Raw genomic sequence first — 23929 nt, 5'->3', positions numbered from 1 at the left:
GTCCGCCCCTTTCATCATCAAGAGCTATTTTCTGCAAAGCACTAATCGAGCAATATCATGATTTAAAATAACGTTTCTCCGATATATCCGCCTTCACGAACACCTGGAAAACAAGCAAACATCGCACTGCCCGTATGAACGACATACTCATTCATGAGGTCGCTTTGCCCAAGCTTAGTCTGCATCGGAATAAATTGTTTCCGTGAGTCGCGGTTAAAACAAATAAACAACAAGCCCGCATCCAACTGCCCGGTTTTGTGATCCATTCCACTTGAATACGAGTAGGAGCGGCGCAAAATTTTTACCGTGCCATCGCCATGAGCTAGACGCACATGCGAATTCATCGGAAGCACCGGCTTGCCCTTCTCGTCCTTCTTCTCCAAATCAAGCTTGTCGAACTCATGCGCTCCGCCAAGCGGGGCACCGCTGTCTCGGTGGCGGCCAAAGGTTGACTCCTGATCACCGAGCGTCGAACGATCCCATACCTCAATGCGCATACGAATACGCCTTACGACCATATAGCTGCCCTTATCCATCCACGGCGTACCATCAGCTGCGGCTACCCACACGACCTTGTTCATTTCCCCATCATCGTTAACGTCTGGATTGCCTGTTCCATCCCTAAAGCCCATCAGGTTGCGAGGCGTAGCATTCGCTGGATCAGCACCGCTCGTGCGCTGGAAACCTTCCTGCGTCCAGCGGAGCACCGCTTTCCCTCTAGCTATACGAGCTAGATTGCGGATCGCATGGAATGCAATTTGCATATCATTAGCATTCACTTGAACGCCAATATCGCCGCCTGACCATTCCTCTCGCAGCTCGTCACCGCCAAAAGCAGGCATATCAGCTAGAGCAGCTGGCCTTTTGCCCGCTAATCCATATCTCGCATCAAAGAATGACGAACCTACTCCGAAAGTAATTGTTGTACGTGATGGCAGCAGACCTTCTGCTTCACCCGTATCTGACGGAGGAAGATTTAAATTATCGTTAGTCTTGCCGAGCATCTCACCGTTTGTCATCGATGCTGCCGCACTTGTCCATGCTTGAAATAACTTGCGCACCTCATCCAGTGTACTCGCCGTTAAATCAAAGGCAGCGAATAAAATAAAGTCTTGTGCCGGCGTCGTGATCCCGGCCTGATGCTTGCCATAAAAGCTGACAATTTGATCCTTGTCTGCTTTAACTGCCTTGGAAGCGGGCTTAGCCGCGCTTCGTTCCTGCGTTTGGAACAAGCCTCCAACTCCTGCTGCTCCGAGCAGTAGTCCTGCTCCGCCAACGCCAGCCAGCCGCAGTAAATCTCTGCGGCTGATTTTTTTAGCATCTATGTTGGGCTTGCCCTCATTTTGATTGGAATCAGAAGGTTCCGTCATGTTGTTAAGCCTCCAATATCGTACCCATTTGAGAAAGCGGCTCTGCAAGCGCATCAATAAGCTGGCTTAGCTTCTTTGTATCTTCCTCTTTCAAATCTAGATAAGACACATAGCCATCACCTGATTTGTAAGCTGACAAAGCTTGCTCAAGATCAGCAAAACCTTTGCCTATTTGCTCATCCAGCGCAGCATCCTTTTTGTTCAGTTCAGCCTTAACCAGCTGATAGATTTTGTCTGCGCCTTCCACATTAGCTGCAAAGTCGTAAAGATCTGTGTGTGAATAACGTTCTTCCTCGCCCGTCACCTTCGAAGAGGATACCTCATTAAGCAGCTCTACCGCTCCCGTTACAAGCAAACTTGGCTCAACCTCAACGGTTTCCATCAAAGCGCGAAGCAGCTTTACATCCTCCAGCAAACGGTCTGCATATTCACTCATGCCCTCGGTTGAATTCTTCTCCCACAGCGACTGCTCAATACGGTGGAATCCGCGCCAATCCTTATCTTCTACGTCATTCTCACGCGCATCAATATTCGGATCGAGGTCGCCAATCGCTTCAGCTATCGGCTCAATACGTTCAAAGTACATACGTGTCGGCGCATACAGCTTCTTAGCCGCCTCAACATCCCCGCTCTTCACAGCTGTTACAAACTTCTCTGTTTCTAGTATGAAAGTATCGGCTTGCTCAATTGTAAATTGACGATAGCTCTCCAGAATAGGTGCCCAAGCCTCATCCGAGACGACAGCCCCGCTTGCGGAATTGCCTTCTGCTTGTTTAGGCTCATTCTTATCTGCATCATTTGAGCCGCAGCCTGTAAATACTACCGTACAAGCCAATAAAAAAGTCATTAATTTGTACTTCATTATAATTGCTCCCCACTCCAATAAATTGGATCTGTTTTTGTCCTAAAATGAAGTATATTCGCTATTGATAATCATTGTCAATGGAATATTTCAGTACTAAAGAAAAGTGCTTCCGCAGCTATTCTCATAAGCTTCGGAAGCACTTTGTTATTCCCTATTTTATTGCATATACAGCTTCAAATTAGTCAGAGATTCCATCTCGATTTCGCCTAATCTCCAAATCGCCGCCTTGCTAATTCCGTTATCTTTTGCAATATTTATCCAACGAGATAATGTCACTTCATCTGCATACCACACGGTATGCTTCATATTGTTGGCCTCAGCATCTGTATATTCAAAAAACATGCTGCCGCTCGCTTGATCGCGCTGCGCTTTACTGCCTGTTTGCTTTAACAGCAGCCCCGCTCGCTCCTCAGTCAAAGCTTCAACCTTGCCATCCTCATGCCAATCGAACCCGCCAACTGAGAAAGCCATATACGGACTGCCAGGCAGTACTTCCATTCTGGCTGCCAATTGTTCAATAAAAGCTTCATCCGCTTTTGGTCCTGGTTCGCTGTGTGAGCCATATAGGTTATAAGCCATCATGACATATTCCGGGCCTTCCGGAAGCTTTAATTGTTCAATAGGAGCTCTTGGTTCCAAAATGATTCGAAGCGACTTCCCGCTTTTCTGCAAACGAGTATGAAGCTCCGAGTAGAAAAGCAGCATCCGTTCCCAGTCCTCTTCCTCGACTCGCTCATAATCGATCTCAATTCCGTTCAAGCCAAATTGATCAACGGCTGCAATCAACTCATCAACATGTTTTTTGCGGCTTTTCTCCGTCTCTACTAGCCGCGTAATTAAACTCGAATCCTTTTGAACAGACTCGCCATTTTCTTTAAACTGGTCATTTACTACCGTCAGATAGAGCTGCATCTGTTCGTTCTTCTTATAAATCTTCATGATTTCAGGCAACGCCTGCTGGAACTTATCCGTAAAATAAAGACTATCCTTATAATCAAAATAGGCCGCGAACAACTGCAAGCTCGTTAATTCACCTTTAATAATACTCAGGTCCTCAATTCCCTGCTTCCACTGCCAGTCCACAATCCAAGCTGACAATTCAGGCAGTACGTTGGCTGCAGCCTGTTGTACATCTTCAATAGACGACTGCTCCGCTTTCTTTGCGCGATTTGTAAGATTGGAAAAATACATTGCTGCGCCTACAAGCACCACAAGCAAACATGCTGCAATAAGACCTTTTCGTTTCCGCATTGATTCAAACTCCTCGAATTATTAGGTTCTGATTAAGCTAAAACGTATCGATCGCCCAGTCGAATGATGCATTTATCGCGTTCTTCACTCTACTGATTAACCCCTCAATCCCAACATAACCGTTCTTGTATAATGACTCATGCTCTGTATCGTCCTCTTTGACGGTCGTTACTTTTATATTATCAAAAACAGCGTCGTAAATATCATCTTTTTCGTTGTTAAGGCTTGCTTTGGAAGCAAGCGCAATATTTCCGCCGACGATCGAGCTGCTAATTTGCTGCAAAGAGAGCTGTACATCATCTACAATCACCGTTAATTGATCGCCCGATACGCTAACTTCAAGCTGCTTCGCACGTTCAGCAGCCTTGTCCCCAAGCTTGCTTGCTAGCAGCCGTTCAACCTTGCCTCCAGGCACCTTTTGCTCAACAATAACCGAATTATCCTCGATCGACACTCGAACAAATGAATCTTTATTCTGATCGTAGCGAACATAAACCGATTGGCTGCCGATTGCATGACCGCCAAGCTCCGCAGTAAGTTTTACGTTGGCAGCATGAATATCTTTCAACAAAAGCATGCCGCTTCCTGCTGGAACAGAGGTTAAAGCAATCCGGTTATCCGTAAACTCAGCCGCACCGCTGATAAGCTGCCACTTTGCCGATCTCCGCTCATCCCCTGCAATAAAGCTGACTTTTTGACCTGTATCCTTACTAATTTTCATAAGCAAATGATTCGTATACCAATAGGAAGCAGGCTGCACCCTTGTTAAATTATAAAGGCTGTCACTGCTTTTATTCAAGGAAAGTCCTTCACGGTTAAAATGCATGCCGAACATCGCTTTAATATTATGGTCGTTCACATTCTCAACAAGCCGGTTCATGCCGTTGTACATAATGTTCGCGTGCATAATCATATACACGTTAGGAACAAAGCCAAGCGTCTTGTTGTATATTTCCTTCATCGACTTGTAGTCTGCATTGATGCGTGCTTCCATTTCATCTCGATGCTCCGCAGGCACTAGGTTCTCATCCCGGATAAAGTCCATCAGGTAGTGAGTGTAGTAGCTCGTGTTAGCCCGATCTTTGAACTCATTCTCTTCCTTCACACCAATGAGCTTGCCTTCCTTGTCAAAAATATTAATATAAGACATGCGGTAGCCGTTGCTTCCCAGCTCCCAAAAGCCATTTTTCATCATACTGAGCATGTCCTTAGGCTGAAGGAATTTGGATTCATTGCTCCCAACCTTATTCGCATAGGACAAAACGGTCGCTTTATAATTGTATTTCTCCAGCAAAGGCTGAGCAAATAAACTGGAATCGTTTCGTCCATCCTCGAAGGATAGAAACAGCGCTTTAGGCGGCAAAGGTTTTCCAAGCTTGTAATAGTCCATAACATCCTGCTGCGAAATGGTTACATAACCTTGATCGTGCAGTGCTTTCAGCTGCTGATCCAGCCGTTTTTTGGAAATCAGCTCCGATGTGCCGTTTCTTGCTACGCCAAAATAAGACAGCGCAATAAACCCGTCTTGATTGGTCCACTGCGCCTTATCCGGCTCCGCATATTGCTTGATATCAAATACAGCATGGAAAAGAATGAAGCCCAAAACAAGCAAGATGATCATCTGTACGGTCGTTCTGATCATCTTTCTTTTGTTTTTCCGCTTATAATCGAAAACTCCATTCGTATACCACTTATTCATAGCGGTCATCCTTATCTATGAAATAGACCATAGCCGCTTTAAAGCGGCATGTCCATATTCTTGTTGTTTTTGTTCTTTCTCGCTGCTTTCTTATTTCGAGCTTCAATGTCCTGCGGCGTTTCTCTTGTCCCCCAAGTGGATTTCCAGAAGGTCACCCAAGCAACAGGCATTTGCCACAGCAGCACAAACTCGTAGAAAATACAAAATACGAATCCAAAAACCCATAGCTTGCTCTTTCGAAACAGCAGATGGGCAAAGCTCATTAGCAGCGCCATCAGCAGCAGTCCCATCAGGAAGGTGCTTGGGAAGATCCGATACATGATCGGCACATAAACCAAGTTGTACAAAACCACAATCGGCGCTGCAATTGGAACAATTAGCCCAATGTAGAAGAACAAAGCCATAAACGGCTCCTTCCGCCAAATAAAGCCCCCTGCTCGCAGCGATTCACGCAGCCATGAACGTTTCCAGCGCATTTGCTGCTTTAAGAACACGTTCATCTCTGAGGGGACGATTGTGGAGCAAATCGCGGTATCCTGATAGCCGGTACGATGTGTTTTCAAAATAAAATTAGTCATGCTGCGGTCGTCGCCAAAGGTCGCTGGCTGCCCCAAAAACTTTTGCGTCAGCCAAGCATCCTTATGCTTCAAAATTAAATCCTTGCGGTAGCATGAGAGTGGCCCAGACAGGCAGGTTACGCTGTCAAACCAAGATTCCGCAGCCTTCATAATTCGGAATGCAATATAGTAACGAACCGTCTGCAGCTTAGTAACTGTGTTCGTATATTTATTTTCCACATCCGTGCGTCCAGCGACACCGCCCATTCGCGGGTCCTGAAAGGGCTGTACGAGATTTCTAATCGCTGTTGGCTCTAGAAAGCTGTCAGAGTCCACAAATACGACCAAACGATGCTTTGCCATCTCCACGCCCTTTACAAGCGCTACGCGTTTGCCCCCATTTTCGGACAATACATGCAATTTCAGACGATCCTTCGTTTCATACCTCTGCGCCTCTTTGTGAACAAGGTCGATAACCTTCTGAATTTGCTCCACAGAACGATCCTTAGAGCGATCATCTACGACAATCACTTCCAGCTTGTCGATCGGATAGTCTTGATTCATGCAGCTCAAAATCGTTCGATGAATCCATTCCTCTTCATTAAAGCAAGGAATTATAATCGATACGCCTGGCGTATAATGCGGATTAACCGGCACATCGCGGTGCAGCGCGCCGAAGAAGTAACGAGTAAGCAAAAAAGCCGCTGCCGTAATACTGTATAAATACAAGATGAAATTATATTTAAAATAAATGATGCTCTCCACACGCATAAGCATAATAATACCAACTGCTACAAACAGCAGGGTGCTCGCCGCATAGACAGAATAACCCCAACGCTTCTTCTGAAGATACGTGGATAATGGCCTCTCAAATTGGAAAGCGATAAGCTGCTTCGCTCCCTCTTCGCTATCTCGCGTAAATGTTCTTTTGATAACAGCTTCAATTTTCACGGCAGACTCATAACCTTCAGGCATCGTCCCAGGCGGGATCTCAAAGCTCAGCTTATACTTTGCCCCCTCCATGAACGAATCGCCAATTACGGAGGCGTCCAGTTCAATCAAAATGCCTGTAGAAGAAATGTCTACCGCTTTTCCCTTTATTGCCTGCTTCTTCCTCCGGCCATTGCGAAGCAGCCGCACGTCAAAGCTAGCCTCATATCTCAGGCTAAGCTCACGCAGCTTATGCATCGCCGCCGCATCATCACGGCCGTCCTTGCTTTGACCTTCGGCATAACCTCTTCGATCAACCTTTTGCCGCAAATGCTCCGGATCGGGAACGCTCCAAAGGGTGCGTCTGTCCGCTCTTGGAACAGTCAGCACTTCTATCGGCTTTTTTTTCTGTCGTCTAAACACGCTGCTGTCTCCAATCCGGCACTATAGGCTCCAATAGTCGTATCCGTTTTGCTCGAATAACCGCTTATCAAATACGCCTTTTATATCAACCAAAAACTTCGTTTTATTGTCGTCATACAGCATGTCAAAATCCTCAACATTCATCTTCATAATTTGACTGTGGGGAACCGCTACAATAACAACATTCAACCCGCTTAATTCCTCAATGTCGCATAGCTCGATGCCATACTCACCATAAACCTGCTGCTTGTCCACATTTGGATCTGCCACAAGTGTTGTTATCCCGTACTCTTGAAGCTCTTCGATAATGTCTGTCACCTTCGTATTGCGAATATCGGAGCTGTCCTCTTTATAAGAAAAGCCAAGAAAGCCTATTTTGGCTGTATTTATATTTACCTTCTGCTTAACAAGCCTCTTAATGATTTGCTGAGCGACATACTTGCCCATCCCATCGTTAATTTGGCGTCCCGCTAAAATAATTTTGGAATGATAGCCGGTATCCTCAGCCTTATAGGTCAAATAATAAGGATCAATTCCGATGCAATGACCACCAACCAGCCCAGGGCTAAAGTTAAGAAAATTCCATTTGGTGCCTGCGGCTTGAAGTACAGCTTTTGTATCAATGCCCATGCCATTAAACAGCATGGACAACTCATTCATAAAAGCAATATTTATATCTCGCTGTGCGTTTTCAATGACTTTTGCAGCCTCAGCTACTTTGATGCTCTCCGCACGAAATACGCCTGCATCAATAATCAGCTCATACATGCTCGCGACAGTTTCCAGCGTCTCCTCGTCCATACCGGACACGATCTTCGTAATGTTCTCTAGTCGATGAACCTTGTCACCGGGATTGATTCGTTCAGGCGAATAACCTACCTTAAAATCGACGCCGCAAACAAGACCCGACTCTGCCTCCAAAATCGGAATACATATTTCCTCCGTCACCCCCGGATAGACGGTCGATTCAAACACAACTATTGCACCATGCTTGAGCTTCTTGCCCACCATTTGACACGCACTCTTCACATGATTCAAATCCGGTATATTACCGCTTTGAATCGGTGTAGGCACGGCCACAATGAAGAAATAAACATCTTTAAGCTCATTCAGATCTGAAGTAAACTGCGCTTCGGTATTTTTGAGCACATCACTGCCTATATCGCCGGTTGTATCGATCCCGCTGCAATATTGTGCAATCTTATCTTTATTAACATCAAAACCGATCACGTCCACTTTTTTCGCAAAAGCTACTGCAATCGGCAATCCGACATAACCTAATCCAATGACCGCTATTTTCTTCTGCCTTGTAACGATTTCCTCGTATAACGTCATATGTCATCTCCATCTAGTAAGAAAAAGTTATTTTAGAGACATTTGCGACATGGGAACGAATGCATAGCCCTTGCTTTTCAGCTTCTCAATAACATCTGGCAGCGCCTCAATCGTATGAATGTTATCCAGCATGTGCAGAAGAATAACACTCCCATCAACCGTTTGATCCAAAACACCCTTCACGATATGGTCGGCATCATTGGCAGAGTCCCAGTCGAACACCGTTACGTCATACATCGCAATGGATGTGTAGCCTGTTGCAGCTACGATTCTCGCCCGTTCATCATCAATTTCACCCGTCGGGGGTCTAAATAACATGGTAGGCTGCTGCTGAATGGCTTCGGTTATCACTTGATGAGCCTTGACGACTTCCTCTTGCAATTGCTCAGGCGTTAACTTGGTAATGACAGGATGACTGTACGTGTGATTAGCAACATCATGTCCGGCTTCCGCTATCGCCTTAGCTAAATTCGGATTTTTCTCTACCCCGTTGGCACGCAAGAAGAATGTAGCCTTCACGTCATGCTTTTCCAAAATATCAAGCAGCTTTGTAATCGTGTAGTCGGTACCCCAATCATCAAAGGTAAGTGACACAACCTTCTTTTTATTTTCCCAGTTATAAATAAGCTTGTAGCTCGATTGTTTGTCGTTTAAATTTTTTCGAGCAGCATCAAATCCTGGTATTTGCTCAAGCGGTTTTCTCTCTTGTCCACTGCTTACCAGCTCTTTAAGCGGAACGAGCTTGTAGCCGACCTCAGCCGCTGCCTTCGCAATAAGCGGTATCGATTCTAGAACCTGTCCATCCAGCTCCGTATCCAAGGCAATAATGCCGCCCCGGGTCACATATTTTCGAATATAGTCCGCTTTCTCTTGCTCCGATTCCTGCTGCCATTCATGCAAATTAAGACTGTAAGATACAACAGCCGAAAGCCCGCTCTGCGCTGCCGCCAGCTGAACGGTATCATTGTAATCGCCGGATCTCGTCCGCATATATTGAGGCTTTACTCCTAGCTCCCTCTCGATCACTTCATTGCTGACATTGATCTCTTTAAACACTTGCTCATAGCTTAAATGAGTTAGATCGAGCCGACTAAGCGTGTTGTTCTCAATGCCATGACCTCTGGCCAAAATCTCCTTGGCGACTTCCGGCTCTTCAGCCACCCTCATGCCCGGCAAAAAGAAGGTCGCCTTAATCTCGTAGCGATCAAGTTCATCGAGCAGCTTGGTCATCAGACTCTCATCACCCATACCATTGAAAGTAAGAGACAATTCCTTTTTTGTCGTATAGACAAATGGAATCACTTTACTCTTTTCACCGTTTGCAGGCGCGACAGGCTTTTCCGTCTCTATTGGTTTATTCTCTTCACCCGAATTGCCGCTGCTTTGAAACAAAGCGCACCCTGTAACCGAAAGAGCCAGCAACACGAACATCAGCAATAAAATGACAGGATTCTTTTTTTTATTCGTTAAAAATGGCATCTGTTTCTCCTTTATAACTTGATTACCCATTAATTAAGAAATCGAATATGTTTTTCCAAGAAAAAAATAATAATTTCCAGAAAATTCCGAATATTCAAAACAAAAAAAGACTCTATCACAAAAATAGTGACTACGAGTCTTCTACTTATCATACAATTTTAGCACAGCCGAAGACTTACACCTGCATGTAATTGGTACCAATTTTGTTTAGTGCTAATTGTCCTAATTGGTGATTATGACTATTCTGGCATCCACACTTGTTTCTCCGTATGCACCGTTTGTCCCGAAGCCATTGCTTCTCCCATAAGGAGCGCCAAATAGTGATCCTGTGCTGCTTCTGCCAGGCTATAGAAGGAAGCTCCTTTACCGGAAGCGAGCAGCCCCATTCGCAGCAAACAAGTCGCGATTGCGATTTCGTCATCACTAAGCCTTGCGGGAGCAACTGGATTCTGGTAAAGCCATTCGCCATCCGCAATAATCCCGCGATGATAATAACCTTCCAAATTCCCGTGCTGACCGGTATCGACTCTGCGAAGCTCCGTATGAATAGGCGTGGCGTAATCTTTTAAATAACTGACCTCTGAGTCTACTAGCTCACCTTTACTGCCTCTTACGAGCATGCGGCTGCGCCGTATCCAAGAGAAGTATTGATCTCCCGTAAAATCATATACAGCCAGCTTGTCGCCAAATCGGAGCGTTGCAATTCGCTGCACAGATTGAACCATTCGTTCTTCTAGCGGATCACCTTGTCTGCTTGGCCCTTGCATGATCTTCGATTCAAAGGTCTGTCCGATGATGCTGGCATGCTCGAACCCGACGCCAAGAAGCTGTCTAATTAAGCTAATCCCGTGATAGTCATGGGCAGCAGATACCTGTGCTTGCGATACTTCACCCAGCTTCCCGGAGCGGGCAATCTGAATACGAGCCGCATGCATCGGCTGAAATAAATACTGTTCGGCTACTTGTACCATTGCATCCTTAGGCAGCGATTGATACAGGTCGGTTAGTGCTTCCAAATCAGCAGCCGGAGGCGTCTCTGCCAGCACTGGAATTTGCCGTTCAGCTAGCTCTTGGATAATAGCCGGAGCCGCTGTTCGCGGGACAGATACGACAGCGAAGCTGAACTGCTTGGACTCAGCCGTAAACTGATCCATATTGCGAACCGTACGAATGCCCCATTTTGCCTCCAGCAGCCGCCCCTTCTCCTCATCACGAACAAGTATCGTATGAATATTGAATTTCTCCGGCAACGCTTTGGCGATACGTATGTAAAACTCTGCGCGCCAGCCTCCGCCAACTATTCCAAAGCTAATAATAGACATCGTGAACCAGCCTCCTGGATGTAATCCGTTTTCGTCATAATGATCATTATAAAAAAGAAAAAGATCTCAACACGTGAGATCTTCTTTACGCAGTGCGGAAGGTTCCAGTTGCCTTTATTTCCTCTTGAACACCTGTATAAGCTTGCAGCTTACCATGGTAAACGAGCTCCAGCAGCGTTGTATTCTCCAAATCAGCAGGTGTCACGAACAAGGAAGGTTTATTAACAAGATTCACGCCGCTCTCCTCAAAAACAGAGGCTACAAACTGTGAGCAAAAGTATGCGTACTCTCGTTTCATCTCAATATTAAGCATGATGCCTAACATGCCAAGCAAATTGTATTTATACTGATCGCGATTTTTCTCCATGTAATGAATTTGATTTCGTATGTTTATATAGGCACAATGACTAATCGTACATCTATACAAAGCGCAGGTTGAGTTCTCAAAAAACTCGCCTCTTACATCCTCTTTCACAAATCCCGCAAAAAATGGGTTGTTCGGATTTTTTCTGCCAAAACTATAAACCTCATTCAAGTCTCTGTCAAATGCGATTGAAGCGTGATTCAGCATATTTTTAGTGTACCATCTAATTGTCTTGGAAAATAAGGTTCCCGTATTCGTTAAGAGAACATAAATTTCAACATCTCTATTCATGCCATACTACCTCCACATTAAAGAACTCTCATCTAGGTATTAACTTTAATGCAGGAGAACTAAATTCTAAACCTGCTCAGGTAATAGATTCATCCCCGACCTAAGTCCAGTTCTGTAAGCATAGCGTGACAGAGGATCATCTACTAACTTCACCTATTTTTATAACCTTAATCCATTTTACTGGATTTTCTGCTTTTACTCAATACAGACTTCGTTTTTTTCTTCCTCATGCTTAAAAATATGTTAAGATTTTCTTTTTCCAAAAATGATATAGTAGGAAAAGATTGACACCGTTCATATACTATTTATATGCATCAAATCTTAATTTAGTATGGTCGTTTGGCTTACATTCTATTGCAGCGGAGGACATTTAAATGGAATGGTTTACTCGCTATACCACACAGCTGGAACTTGTTTATGCTAAAGCCGAAGAACGTATTGCAGCTTTCCCCGCACCGCTCGGCAGCCTTGGTCTAGCCTATGCGCATAAGTTCAATCCGGTGAAGCATGACAGTAACAAGGATTACATATGCAGCCTTCTCCCCTTCTGGATGAAAGAGCCGAGCGGAATTAATGATTCGCAATGTGAAGCGCTCGCATTAGCTAATGTATATGGAATGCTCTATTTTTTTATTCAGGATGACGTGATGGACAGCAAGCCGGCATCCAATTGGAAGGAACAGCTTGCTCTTGGCAACCTGCTCATGCTCGAAATGTTCCGTGTATTCCGTGAGCTGTTCCCTTCAACTTCACCATTTTGGGCGTATTACGACCATTATGTAACGAACTGGGCCGAAAGTGTAACCAACGAGGATCGCGATGATTACTTTATAAACGACCCCATCCGCACAGCTGGCAAAGCAGGTCCCGTCAAAATCGCCAGCACTGGCGCACTGTTGTTAGCAGGACGGCCAGAGCTCATTGCCAAGATGGAGCTCGCCATCGATATTGTGCTGATGTCGCTTCAGATGTCTGACGACTATCAGGATTGGAAAGAAGATCTGGCTGAAGGCAGCTATAATGGCCTGCTTGCGATGATCGCCGCAAATAGAACTGCGGAAGATTCCTTAACTGAGCAAAAGGTTGAAAATGAAATCTTTATTCGAGGATGCCTCGGACCTTATGTTCAGCTTGCAATTGATAATGAAAAACGACTAATTGAATTGGAAGCGGGATCTAGTGAACTGGTCGCATTCCATAGCTTTATACTAAAACATTTGAACCATACCCATGAGACGATAGAATCAAACAAAAAGTTGCTGCTAGAGGGCGGATTTAACTACTTTTTGTCTAAAATTTCAGTTTAACAGGTACAATATAATCTATTAATTGTCGAATAATTGAAAATTCATATAGAATTTGTCGAACGGGCATGATAGACTGAGTATGGTAAACTTATACATATTCGGAAGGGTGATTATTGTGTCCAATGTACAATCGTTAAAAGAACAAATCATTCAAAAAGCTTGGGAAGATGCCGAATTCAAGAAACAACTTATCGCCAATCCGAAAGATGCAATAAAAGAAGCTTTCGGAATCGATGTTCCGGATACAATCGATGTAGAGGTTGTTGAAGAATCGGCTAATAAATACTACTTGGTGCTTCCTGAAAACCCTAAAGCTTTAAAAAACGCGGATCAATTAAACGCAGCAGCATGGGAATAAATTCAAAAAAAGCGCTAGTTGCTCATTGGAGAGCAGCTAGCGCTAATTCTTTACTAGTGGAATATGAATAATAGCTTCAGTTCCTACTCCTTTCGTACTAATAAACTCAACCTTCCCTTGCATAATTTCAATAATTCGGAAGGTCACCATCAATCCCAAGCCTGTTCCTTTTGTTTTCTTTGAATAATAAGGCTCCCCCAGCTTTTTCAAATCAGCTTCATTCATCCCCTCGCCATTGTCTTTAATGCAGATGACAACGTTTTGAGATTCATCCTGATAAGCTCGAATGATAATGATCCCTTCTGTATGTAATGCCTCAATGCTATTTTTAATAATGTTGATAAGCGCTTGTTTGAATTTAGATGAATTACCACGAACATATAAATCAGAACCTAAATCAACCTTTATGACCCCGCCCTGCATCGTTGCTAGTGGCACTAGTATTGCCTCTATTTTCTTGATTTCTTCGGCTATATTCAGCAGTGTCGTATTTTCAAGCTGAGGTTTAGCAAACGTTAAAAAATCCGTTATAATGTCTGAAGCTCGGTCGAGCTCATCGATGGCTAGCACCATATAACCCTTTTCTTTATCGTTTGTCGATTTTTCTCCGAGCAACTGAAGAAACCCTCTTGTCACCTGCAGCGGATTACGGACCTCATGTGCTACTGAAGCAGCCAATTGACTGATGATTTCCATTTTTTCTGATCGTTGCAGTTCATTATTAAAAACCTCAAGCTGCTTCGAATAGCTAACAACCTGTTCGTAGTTTTGTAATATTCTTCTTGCTAAAATTATAATTAATGCAGCAATAAAACTAAAAATACCCCATTTCCATAAAAATAGATCATAGTTTTTACCCTCAATAAAATACCATATTACTTCTAAAACTCCAATTCCAGCAAATACGCAAAAACCGATTGTAATAATGATCGCTTCTTTATTTTTTTGCAAACATAGTCTAATCAGATAAAAGAGTAGTAATAAATTCCCAAAAATGATTATGCCACTGAACGATAGCGTTGTGAATAAAATATAATATTTCGAAATTTTACCTAAGAACAGTAAAGTAAGGGACCAAGCTATCAAAATCGTTGACACAACAACTAGAAATTTTCTAAAACGAGCAATCAGTCCAAAAGGCCCTTTCCCGAATATTTTTTCGAAAAAGAAAAAAACTGAAGGCATTAGTAAATTTGAACCCACATCAAACATAAAGTAGATGGGAAACCCGTATTCCTTATATACCATATGCAAATAAGGCGATATAGATAGTATCATTAACCCTATTGAAAAAATGATAATACAGAGTGAGTTCAATCCATCTAAATAAGATTTATTTAGGAATATAAAACATAGCAACATAGCGAGCGAAATAATTAAAAGTGATGCTCCAATAAAAACATCAAACATCTCTTTTTTCATAAAAAGTGTACTAAGAGATTGCTCTTCTCCGACAATAATTGGTTTTTTCAAGCCTAACCAACTAGAATCCGTACTTAAAAGTATGTAAACCATGTGATTTGCTTCGATGTCGGATATTGATAAAATAATCTCATTTTTATTAAAAGGATAATTTCTTTTAGACTCATAAACGAGCCTGTTATCAATAAATATAGATACATCTTTGGCAGTAAGCTTGCTAATCAATAAAGATGGTCTTGCCAATTCATAATCAGGCAACTGAAACCTGAGCCAAGCGGATTTAATGTCTTCTGGCTTAACTGGTAACTTTTCACCATAAGAAAAAGGTTGCCAATCTCCTGCTCTCGCGCTCGATGCTGCATTTTGGACTGTGCTGGTTGGATCTGCTTCCCACATCATTTCCCACTCTGTAATCTCGACGTTTGGTGCACCCGATATGGCATAAGAAGCCGTAGCAAAAAAAGGAGTAACAATACAGAGCAAAAACACGAAGATCAATAAAAATTTACGTAGTACTTTCATCATGCACCTCAAAAACTCGATAATGTTAATGCTCATATCATACTATATTTCGACAATGTTCGATAAGCCTCCTTCAAAAATTTGGTTGTTGACAAAATAAATAAAGCCGTTTTCAAAGATCGTTACGATCTTTGGAAACGGCTTGAATACTTGGATTAAAATAACTTTTTTCTTATCGATACACGGCGAAGCATCATAAAATTCAAGGCTACAATACACAGCATGACAGCAAAGGCAAGAATAATGACTGCTGCTAGCGATGCTCGTTCTACCTCTAATCCAGTTTGCAATAGATTGCCTATCCAGTCTGACGATAGAACAGCCTCCATCGCCATCATTGGCAGCAGCGCAGCAACTGAAATTAGTACGCCTATTTTCCAATTAAAACGATAAAATCCGGAGCCAATGAGCCAGCCGCTGCCAAAGTAGGCAAAGAACAAACAGAAATATTCAAAAAAGATCCAGCCGAGCTCTAAAGAAGATGAAAACAAATGCGGATTGTTCAGCTCTAGTGTCCAATTGTTTTTGTCATAAATGAATTGCTCGACGGGATACCCTATCGTTAATATAAGGGCGAATATGGCTGAAAATAGGACTAGTACTAAACTCACGCCTCCAATAAAGTGCTTTCTCGTTACTCCACTGGAAACAAAACTTGCGAGCGATGCAGGGGTCAGCAGTATGCCAATGACAAGCAGAAATACTCTCGGCGATATGGTCGTGCTTTCCCAAACCTCTTGCCCTTCAAAATCAGGTCCTACTATAGCCTCAGCATTCGTCAAAATACCTATACCAATATAGATCAGAATAAATATGACCCAATAAAAAAAGATCGTCCACCGAAAGGTGTACATCATATGCTGTGCCACATTAAGCACGGGATGTTTTCTCTTGCTGCTCATTATTCATCCCCTCTTTTCTTCGTCAAATGAACGAATAAATCTTGCAGTGATACAGGACCAAGTTCAAGCCCTGCTGCTAATGCTTGCTTGCGCTTCACATCAGTGAGCTCTCCGAACACAGTAACCGACTTCGTTTTACCAAGCTTCTGCTCCCCAAGCACCGTCAAACCTTCTGCAAAACGATCCACGCTTTCACTCGGTCCAGTAATAGATGAGCCGCGCGCCCGCAGCGCATCTGTTTCCTCATGCATGATTAGGCGACCTTTATCCAAAATAAGCACCTCTTCAAACAAATTACCTACTTCTTCAATTAAATGCGTAGATAAAATGAAAGTACGAGGCGTTTTCATATAATCATTAAGCAGCTCTTCATAAAAGGTATAGCGGGACGGAGCATCCATGCCAAGATAAGCTTCATCAAAAATCGTAACCGGTGCGCGGCTAGCAAGGCCAATCGTCACGCCAAGCGCCGACTTCATTCCTCTCGAAAGGGTAGATATACGTTTCTTAATCGGGAGCTCATAGTGACGAATGAGTCGATCCGCATAGTTTGCATCCCAATTGGGCCAGCAGCTAGCCGAAAGCTTTAATACATCACGAACGTATAAAGTGTCCGGCATATGGCCGCTTTCTTGGATAAAGCATACTTGCTCCATGATGCGTGCATTTTCGAATGGCGCTTCACCATCTATCGTTATTTCACCATCTGATTGCTGTCGATAGGAGGCTATGATCGATAATAGACTGGTTTTTCCAGAACCATTTCTACCGAGCAAACCGTATATTTTGCCACCCTCGAGCTTGAACGAAATATTGTACAGCGCTGAAAATGATCCATAACGATGCCCCAATTGATTCACTTCGATACCTAGCGTCATACGTCAGTCCTCCCTTTCACTTGTTCGATGCGACCAATGATATCTGCAAGAGGGACACCAATTTTCTCAGCTTCCGCAAGCATTTGATCGACAACCTCTTCGAAAAAACGATCTCTGCGCTGTGCCAGCAGCAATTGCCTAGCTTCGCCATTTACAAACATGCCGATTCCTCTTTTCTTATACAAAATGCCTTCCTCCGTCAATAAATGAAAGCCTTTCGCTGCTGTGGCAGGGTTTATACGATAAAACGCAGCATACTGGTTTGTTGACATGACCTGCTCATCTTCTTGCAAAATGCCGCTTATGATGTCGTCTTTAATTTTGTCTGCTATTTGTTGGTAAATGGGACTTCGATCATCAAACACGTCATCACCCCTTTAGGTTACATGGTTCATTAGTTATGTAACTAACCATACAACCGTGACCAATAAATGTCAAGCCTATTTCATTACAGCATGTGATACAGACCTCTGAGGTTAAACGTTGAGAACAAAAAAACTGCCTACGGGTATTAACCGTGAGACAGCTTCTTGTCCTCTTATGATAAGCAGTACGTTTGTCCGAGTAACTGGACAATCCGTTATTTGGTTGCTTGAATTCCCTTCATCCATCCGATCAGCTCATTGCTTACTTGCTCCAACTGCTCCTCCGGCTTAATGCTTGCTGGTCGATCCCCTTTTTGCGTGCCATAGGAACCAAATTGACCATGATTCCCTCCTTCAATCGTGACATACTGCGTTGAGCTAGGCATATACCGCTTTCCTTTGCCCCATGCCTCCCAATCCAACACGCCATCATTAGACGCAGTGACTTGCAATACTGGCAGCTTAGCATCTTCAAGTGTTCCAGCTTTTTCTGCATAGGCCGCAAGGAAAAAGATACCCTCAAGTTGATCCAAATGCTCCGCAGCATATCGTGAAGCAAAAACACCGCCAAGCGAGTGGCCGCCTATAACGTAACTTTCCTCTGGATGCTCAGCAATAAAATCATCCGCTTTGTTTTGCCCCATTAAAGCAAGATTAAGCGGCATACTTGCAATGTACACACGGTGACCAGCGTCAGCGAGCTTGTGAGCTAAAGGAGCATAGCTTTTCGGATCCACTAATCCACCTGGATAAAAAATAACATTAGGCTGAACAATTCCGGCTGCTCCAGCGGTCGGTTCAAAGCGATAGCCTGCTTGTCCAATGCTGACCGTAACTTGTTCATCGCTCTTCATCGCAGCTTTAGCCTCAGCAGATGGTGAATAAACCATCATTTGATACGCGACAGCCAGTGATAATAGTAATACCAAAACAATGGCTAACGTCCATATAAGCACCCTCTTTTTCCGCGCTTGCTTCGGTTTTGCCAATGCCTTCGAATCGTGACTCATTTCGTGCACTCCCTTTATTCCAGCATCTTCATTAGCAGCTTTTGTGATTTCAGAGCTTCTTCACCATCCACGCTTGGACTCTTATCTTGTACGATACATTGAATGAAGTGAAGAACAGCATCCTCAAAACCTCGCTGTTTCAGAGTCGTTTGCCAAGATGGCGGCAACGTTTGTGTTACTCTATCATCACGCTCTACTTCGAGCAAACTCATATTTTTTACACGAATAATTTCGCCTGCCGATACAATTTCGAGCTGCTCCAAGTTCGTTCCTGCGTGTCGGTGCATCGCAGTCGATAACGTGTAACCGCCGAGTGTACTGTAGTGATGCTGTGCATAAAGCAGCTGATTATACTCGTTAACGTTAACGACGCCGTTCATCACAGTCGCCTTCCCATCTGCAAGCCAGCGTGCTGTATCAACTACATGCAAATAATCGTCAAGCATCGTAAACTCTGCGGTTTGCGGACCAACTGAATTCGTCCGATGTTTCTCCATACGAATCCATGCCGTGTCCGTCATTCGGTCCTTTGCTTCTATGTATAAAGGGGAAAAACGACGGTTAAAGCCAACCATCAGCTTCCTGCCTAACTTTTCTGCGAGCTCCGCAAGCTGCTCTGCCTGATGCAAAGTAGCTGCCAGCGGTTTATCCACATATACATCCTTACCCTGTTTGAGCAGAGTTGACACTACCTCATAATGAGTGTCAGTAGCGCTATGTACAAAAACAGCATCGCAGCGGTCAGCCAGCTCGAGTAAGCTTCCATAGGATGAAATTCGGTACTGCTCACAAATTACCTTACGCTTCTCTGCATTAGGTGAAAAAGCCCCAACAAAATTCCAGTCTATAGCTTTCGATAAAATAGGAAGATAGGCCTTTTGTGCAATTCCTCCAAGTCCAACCATACCAATACGCGGTTTGGTCATTTTCAACCACCTCTTCATAAGTTTCATTATTGACAGGATTACATCAAGCTATTAGCAATAATCCATTTAACTCGCTCCCTAAACTATACACTTATTTGCGTAGGCTGGCATTTGAATACGAAAATTATAGTACCTGATAAATAAATCCAGCTACTCATGCGAATAGGTTGTTTAAGTCTAGTGACAGTTGAACGCTGCTCGGCTACAATTAATTTAGGTGAAGCACACCGCTCGTACTACGGACATTCGTTCGTGGTGGGGCGGTGTTTTTTTATTTTATGAGGATGGGGTGGGATGTTACGTATGGTGAATCGTATTGTATCTGCTAGTGGGAATGAAGGTGGGTTGGTTCATTTGGACAAAGTGAAACAAGCATACACGAGGTGGATTGCGATGCATACTGAACTGCGCAAGACTACAAGTGAACGCAGACGCCGATTAGAAGAGCGCGATGATCATAGCGAGCAGCTATTTGCAATTCATATATGGTGGCCTGTACTCGGCAGCTTTGACTATTTGCATCCTGAATATGAGATCAATGATTATCGCGATGGCAGCCGCTTTCTCGACTTTGCTTATGTTCGCCCACCTTATCGAATTTCTATCGAAATTGACGGATACGGGCCACATCACAAACAAGCGTCTCGACGAAAATTTTCAGATGATCGCTTTCGCCAAAACCAGCTTGTGCTGGATAACTGGATTGTAGTGCGTTTCTCCTATGACGACATCGGTGAGCGGCCTAGACAATGCCAGCAGTTTCTTCAACAGTTGCTCGGGAAATTGTATGGTCTCGAAAGCTCCGAAAAGTTGGCTCTACCGTTACCTGCATCCTATCGAGAACTTCTAAGATGGGGACAGCAACGTGAGCGGGAATCAACCTTTACTCCCAAGGAAGTGCAGCATCTTCTAGGTGTTAGCCACTGCACAGCACGTAAATACTTGCAGCATCTGCTGCAGCAGGGACTGCTCGAACAAGCCTCTGGGCATAAACGCATACGCACCTATCGCATATCGTCGAAAGTTGCTCAATTGATTATATAAACCTAGAAATTAAAAACACGGAAGCTCGCTACTAACAATTGTGCATTTGAGGCATATAGGCGAACAAGTTATGAAGATTAGACTAGTTTTTAGTTCTATTTTTGCAAATTTGGTCCGTTTGGCGGAAATAGAGCTAGTTTCTAGTGCTATTCCCAACGACTTAGTGTATTTGAGGCAATTTGGAGGGCAAGTTGTGAAAATTAGACTAGTTTTTAGTTCTATTTGTTCTCATTTGATCAGTTTGGCGGAAATAGTGCTAATTTCTAGTGCTATTCCCAACGACTTCGTGCATTTGAGTCATATTCGAGGATAAGTAATGAAAATTAGACTAGTTTTTAGTTCTATTTGTTCGCATTTGGTCAGTTTGGCGGAAATAGTGCTAATTTCTAGTGCTATTCCCAACAATATCGTCCATTTGAGGCATATTGGCGAACAAGTTATGAAAATTAGACTAGTTTTTAGTTCTATTTGTTCGCATTTGGTCCGTTTGGCGGAAATAGAGCTAATTTCTAGCGCTATTCCCAACGACTTCGTGCATTTGAGGCAATTTGGAGGACTAGTTATGAAAATAAGATTAGTTTTTAGTTCTATTTGTGTGAATTTGGTCCGTTTGGCGGAAATAGTGCTAATTTCTAGTGCTATTCCCAACGACTTCGTGCATTTGAGTCATATTCGAGGATAAGTAATGAAAATTAGACTAGTTTTTAGTTCTATTTGTTCGCATTTGGTCAGTTTGGCGGAAATAGAGCTAATTTCTAGTGCTATTCCCAACAATATCGTCCATTTGAGGCATATTGGCGAACAAGTTATGAAAATTAGACTAGTTTTTAGTTCTATTTGTGCGAATTTGGCCGGTTCGGCGGAAATAGAGCTAACTTCTAGTGCTATTCCCAACAATATCGTCCATTTGAGGCATATTGGAGGACTGGTTATGAAAATTAGACTAGTTTTTAGTTCTATTTGTGCGAATTTGGCCGGTTCGGCGGAAATAGTGCTAATTTCTAGTGCTATTCCCAACGACTTCGTGCATTTGAGGCAATTTGGAGGACTAGTAATGAAAATTAGACTAGTTTTTAGTTCTATTTTTGCAAATTTGGTCCATTTGGCGGAAATAGAACTAATTTCTAGTGCTATTCCCAACAATATCGTCCATTTGAGTCATATTCGAGGATAAGTAATGAAAATTAGACTAGTTTTTAGTTCTATTTTTGCAAATTTGGTCCATTTGGCGGAATTAGAGCTAATTTCTAGTGCTATTCCCATCAACATCGTCCATATGAGGTGTATTGGAAGTTGAATCCATAAACTTCACAAGAGAAGCCCTACTCTATTATATTTCTCTATAAAAACACACTGTAAACTCTCAAAATTTGGTACACTAGTAGCAAATTTGTTTTAAAAAAGGATGATGACCATGTCCGATCATAACGACCGTGATGATCTTGCTGATCGACGCCGCAGTAAGCTGAAGGTGCTTCGATTTGATAATAACGGTAAAGATTTAGTTGAATCCGAAAAGCCTGACGAAACCTTTGCGGACGTGGGCGGGCTTGAGGATGTTAAGAAAAAAATACGCATGAATTTCATATTGCCATTGAAGCAGCCTGAGCTGTTTGCAGCCTATGGCAAGGAAGCGGGCGGCAGCCTTCTGCTGTACGGGCCTCCAGGCTGCGGCAAAACCTTTCTTGCGCGAGCGGTTGCTGGAGAAATAGATGCTAATTTCATGCACATCGAGCTGCAGGCTATACTCGGCATGTATGTCGGTCAAAGCGAAAACAATTTGCATGACATTTTTGAGAAGGCTCGGGAAAATAAACCGTGCGTCATCTTTATCGATGAGCTTGACGCGATGGGCGGCAGCCGCAATCAGATGCGTCAGCATCATGACCGCATACTTGTCAATCAGCTTCTGATGGAGCTTGATGGACTTCGTACGTTCAATGATCAAGTATTTGTCATCGGAGCGACGAATACGCCTTGGTACCTTGATTCCGCGCTGCGCAGACCCGGAAGGTTTAACCATATGATTTTTGTACCGCCGCCTGAAGAATCGGAGCGTACAACCATCCTGCAGCTAAAACTAGCTGGAAAGCCGCTTTCCTCGCTTGATTTAAATAAAATCTCGAAGGAGACCAAACATTTCTCAGGAGCAGATCTGGAGCAGATCGTGAAGGATGCGGTTGAGAGTGCGCTGGAGCGTACACTCGATATTGGAGAAATTCAGCCCATATCGCAGGACGATTTGAAAAAAGCTGCGAAAAACCGAAAGGCGACTACTCTCGATTGGTTTGCCACAGCCAAAAACTATGCTACGTTCAGCGATATTAATCAGGACTATCAAATCGTTCTCGATTATATGAAACAAAGCGGTTTGAAATAAATCCGATATAGCGAGGTAGACATAGTTATGATGGAAATAGAAGAGGAAATGACCAGTAAACGATACGAGCGAATACAACAGCTCATGGGTTGGAAAAAGTTTAAGGAAGCATCTGTTGAGGCGCTTGCGCTAATTCAGGATACTCCAGAGGACCCTTATGCCTATGCACTGTTCGGGCAAGTTAGTCTATACATGGATAATCTGGATCAAGCCCTTCACTGGACAAAACAATCGCTTCAACGCGACCCGGAAAATGAATTAGCCTGGTTTGTTCGCAGCAATGCTTTTTATTCGATGGAAAATTGGAAAGCAGCCTTGGAATCGATTGCCGAAGGGCAGCGAATTGATCCTTATGAACCACATTATTATTTCTTGCTGGCTAATATATACAATAAGACAAGAAGGTATGAAGAAGCCCGAGATTTGCTATTGAAAGGACTTGAAATTTCTCCTGAAAATTCATTGTATCTCGCTAATTTAAGCTATAATGAAGCGTTGTTAAATCATTTTTCCGAATCAAAAATGCTGGCTAATCAAGCTTTGCGGCTTGATGTCGAGTCTGATATGGTTTACTTATATTTGGCATGGTCAGCAGAAAGACGGAACGATTACGACGACTATTTGCTCATGCTCAAGAACGCGATTAGATTAGATCCTGAAGACAAACAAATTCGCCAGGAGTTTCTCGAAGGACTGCAAAAAAATTATAAATTTTATCGTATCATGCTTTTGCCGGGAAATCTCTTGAAAAAGCTAAAGCCCTGGCAGGTTCTTCTCATTTGGATTGTGATTTGGATTGTCTTTAAGCCGCTCGTTATATTATTTATTATTCTTTATGTCGCGACGCACTGGATTACAAGGCTGCTCGTGCATGTAAAAGTGTTTGGCTGGAAACGAAGAAGGTGAGCAGCTTGTGCTCACCTTCTTTT

Annotated in this window: 21 protein-coding genes; 6 read left to right on the top strand and 15 right to left on the bottom strand. The window is 43.4% G+C overall.

What is annotated here, in order from left to right:
• Positions 1 to 62: 62 nt before the first annotated feature.
• The 9 genes from efeB to AC0VYE_RS05580 all read right to left on the bottom strand — a co-directional run bounded on the left by efeB (position 63) and on the right by AC0VYE_RS05580 (position 11886).
• Positions 63 to 1370 carry an iron uptake transporter deferrochelatase/peroxidase subunit gene (efeB, locus tag AC0VYE_RS05620; protein ID WP_475446602.1) on the bottom strand — a complete coding sequence of 436 codons (1308 nt, stop codon included), beginning with the start codon at positions 1368 to 1370 and terminating at the stop codon, positions 63 to 65.
• 4 nt (positions 1371 to 1374) lie between these two features.
• Positions 1375 to 2232 carry an iron uptake system protein EfeO gene (gene efeO, locus AC0VYE_RS05615; RefSeq protein WP_475446600.1) on the bottom strand — a complete coding sequence of 286 codons (858 nt, stop codon included), beginning with the start codon at positions 2230 to 2232 and terminating at the stop codon, positions 1375 to 1377.
• Positions 2233 to 2391: 159 nt separating this feature from the next.
• Entirely contained in the window at positions 2392 to 3486 is a 1095-nt protein-coding gene (locus AC0VYE_RS05610) for a glycosyl hydrolase family 18 protein (RefSeq protein WP_475446598.1), read from the bottom strand.
• 37 nt (positions 3487 to 3523) lie between these two features.
• A complete protein-coding gene (locus AC0VYE_RS05605; protein ID WP_475446596.1) occupies positions 3524 to 5185 on the bottom strand; it encodes a polysaccharide deacetylase family protein in 1662 nt (553 codons plus the stop codon).
• Between the two features lie 38 nt (positions 5186 to 5223).
• Positions 5224 to 7095 (bottom strand): glycosyltransferase family 2 protein, encoded by a 1872-nt coding sequence (locus AC0VYE_RS05600; RefSeq protein ID WP_179089864.1) that lies wholly within the window; start codon positions 7093 to 7095, stop codon positions 5224 to 5226.
• Positions 7096 to 7116: 21 nt separating this feature from the next.
• Positions 7117 to 8430: a nucleotide sugar dehydrogenase gene (locus tag AC0VYE_RS05595; RefSeq protein ID WP_475446594.1), complete on the bottom strand. Its 1314-nt coding sequence runs from the start codon at positions 8428 to 8430 to the stop codon at positions 7117 to 7119.
• Positions 8431 to 8457: 27 nt separating this feature from the next.
• Positions 8458 to 9909: a polysaccharide deacetylase family protein gene (locus AC0VYE_RS05590; RefSeq protein WP_475446592.1), complete on the bottom strand. Its 1452-nt coding sequence runs from the start codon at positions 9907 to 9909 to the stop codon at positions 8458 to 8460.
• Positions 9910 to 10148: 239 nt separating this feature from the next.
• On the bottom strand, positions 10149 to 11231 hold the full coding sequence (locus AC0VYE_RS05585; RefSeq protein WP_475446590.1) for a Gfo/Idh/MocA family protein: 1083 nt from the start codon (positions 11229 to 11231) through the stop codon (positions 10149 to 10151).
• An 85-nt stretch (positions 11232 to 11316) separates the two neighbouring features.
• Positions 11317 to 11886: a C40 family peptidase gene (locus AC0VYE_RS05580; RefSeq protein WP_076269627.1), complete on the bottom strand. Its 570-nt coding sequence runs from the start codon at positions 11884 to 11886 to the stop codon at positions 11317 to 11319.
• A 374-nt stretch (positions 11887 to 12260) separates the two neighbouring features.
• Between AC0VYE_RS05580 and AC0VYE_RS05575 the strand changes: the two genes are divergently transcribed.
• Together AC0VYE_RS05575 and AC0VYE_RS05570 are read left to right on the top strand one after the other, a co-directional pair.
• Entirely contained in the window at positions 12261 to 13193 is a 933-nt protein-coding gene (locus AC0VYE_RS05575) for a hypothetical protein (RefSeq protein WP_475446588.1), read from the top strand.
• A gap of 115 nt (positions 13194 to 13308) precedes the next feature.
• Positions 13309 to 13551 (top strand): NHLP leader peptide family RiPP precursor, encoded by a 243-nt coding sequence (locus AC0VYE_RS05570; protein ID WP_441959442.1) that lies wholly within the window; start codon positions 13309 to 13311, stop codon positions 13549 to 13551.
• Positions 13552 to 13593: 42 nt separating this feature from the next.
• On the opposite strand, the gene AC0VYE_RS05565 is transcribed toward AC0VYE_RS05570, so the two are convergent.
• From AC0VYE_RS05565 to AC0VYE_RS05540, 6 genes are all read right to left on the bottom strand, one after another.
• Complete coding sequence (locus AC0VYE_RS05565; RefSeq protein ID WP_475446586.1) at positions 13594 to 15498, bottom strand: ATP-binding protein; 1905 nt, start codon at positions 15496 to 15498, stop codon at positions 13594 to 13596.
• Positions 15499 to 15650: 152 nt separating this feature from the next.
• Positions 15651 to 16397: a hypothetical protein gene (locus tag AC0VYE_RS05560; protein ID WP_076271899.1), complete on the bottom strand. Its 747-nt coding sequence runs from the start codon at positions 16395 to 16397 to the stop codon at positions 15651 to 15653.
• Positions 16397 to 17275 carry an ATP-binding cassette domain-containing protein gene (locus AC0VYE_RS05555; protein ID WP_475446584.1) on the bottom strand — a complete coding sequence of 293 codons (879 nt, stop codon included), beginning with the start codon at positions 17273 to 17275 and terminating at the stop codon, positions 16397 to 16399. The genes AC0VYE_RS05560 and AC0VYE_RS05555 overlap by 1 nt, the downstream gene beginning before the upstream one ends.
• The gene (locus AC0VYE_RS05550) at positions 17272 to 17640 is read right to left on the bottom strand and encodes a GntR family transcriptional regulator (RefSeq protein WP_076271901.1); all 369 of its coding nucleotides are present in this window, start codon (positions 17638 to 17640) and stop codon (positions 17272 to 17274) included. The genes AC0VYE_RS05555 and AC0VYE_RS05550 overlap by 4 nt, the downstream gene beginning before the upstream one ends.
• A gap of 215 nt (positions 17641 to 17855) precedes the next feature.
• Positions 17856 to 18650, bottom strand: coding sequence for an alpha/beta hydrolase (locus AC0VYE_RS05545; RefSeq protein ID WP_076271902.1), 795 nt, complete (start codon positions 18648 to 18650; stop codon positions 17856 to 17858).
• A gap of 14 nt (positions 18651 to 18664) precedes the next feature.
• Complete coding sequence (locus AC0VYE_RS05540) at positions 18665 to 19576, bottom strand: Gfo/Idh/MocA family protein (RefSeq protein ID WP_475446582.1); 912 nt, start codon at positions 19574 to 19576, stop codon at positions 18665 to 18667.
• Positions 19577 to 19870: 294 nt separating this feature from the next.
• On the opposite strand from AC0VYE_RS05540, the gene AC0VYE_RS05535 reads away from it, so the two are divergent.
• From AC0VYE_RS05535 to AC0VYE_RS05520, 4 genes are all read left to right on the top strand, one after another.
• Positions 19871 to 20620 (top strand): DNA-binding response regulator, encoded by a 750-nt coding sequence (locus AC0VYE_RS05535; protein ID WP_475446580.1) that lies wholly within the window; start codon positions 19871 to 19873, stop codon positions 20618 to 20620.
• A 685-nt stretch (positions 20621 to 21305) separates the two neighbouring features.
• The gene (locus AC0VYE_RS05530) at positions 21306 to 21794 is read left to right on the top strand and encodes a hypothetical protein (RefSeq protein WP_475446578.1); all 489 of its coding nucleotides are present in this window, start codon (positions 21306 to 21308) and stop codon (positions 21792 to 21794) included.
• A gap of 240 nt (positions 21795 to 22034) precedes the next feature.
• Positions 22035 to 23000 carry an ATP-binding protein gene (locus AC0VYE_RS05525; RefSeq protein ID WP_441877492.1) on the top strand — a complete coding sequence of 322 codons (966 nt, stop codon included), beginning with the start codon at positions 22035 to 22037 and terminating at the stop codon, positions 22998 to 23000.
• A 27-nt stretch (positions 23001 to 23027) separates the two neighbouring features.
• Positions 23028 to 23906, top strand: a complete 879-nt coding sequence (locus AC0VYE_RS05520; protein WP_475446575.1) for a tetratricopeptide repeat protein — start codon at positions 23028 to 23030, stop codon at positions 23904 to 23906.
• Positions 23907 to 23929: the final 23 nt, after the last annotated feature.

Source organism: Pristimantibacillus sp. Z349TD_6, assembly GCF_056173205.1.
The sequence above is the reverse complement of the archived record's forward strand: the minus strand, read 5'-3'. Positions and strand labels throughout refer to the sequence as shown.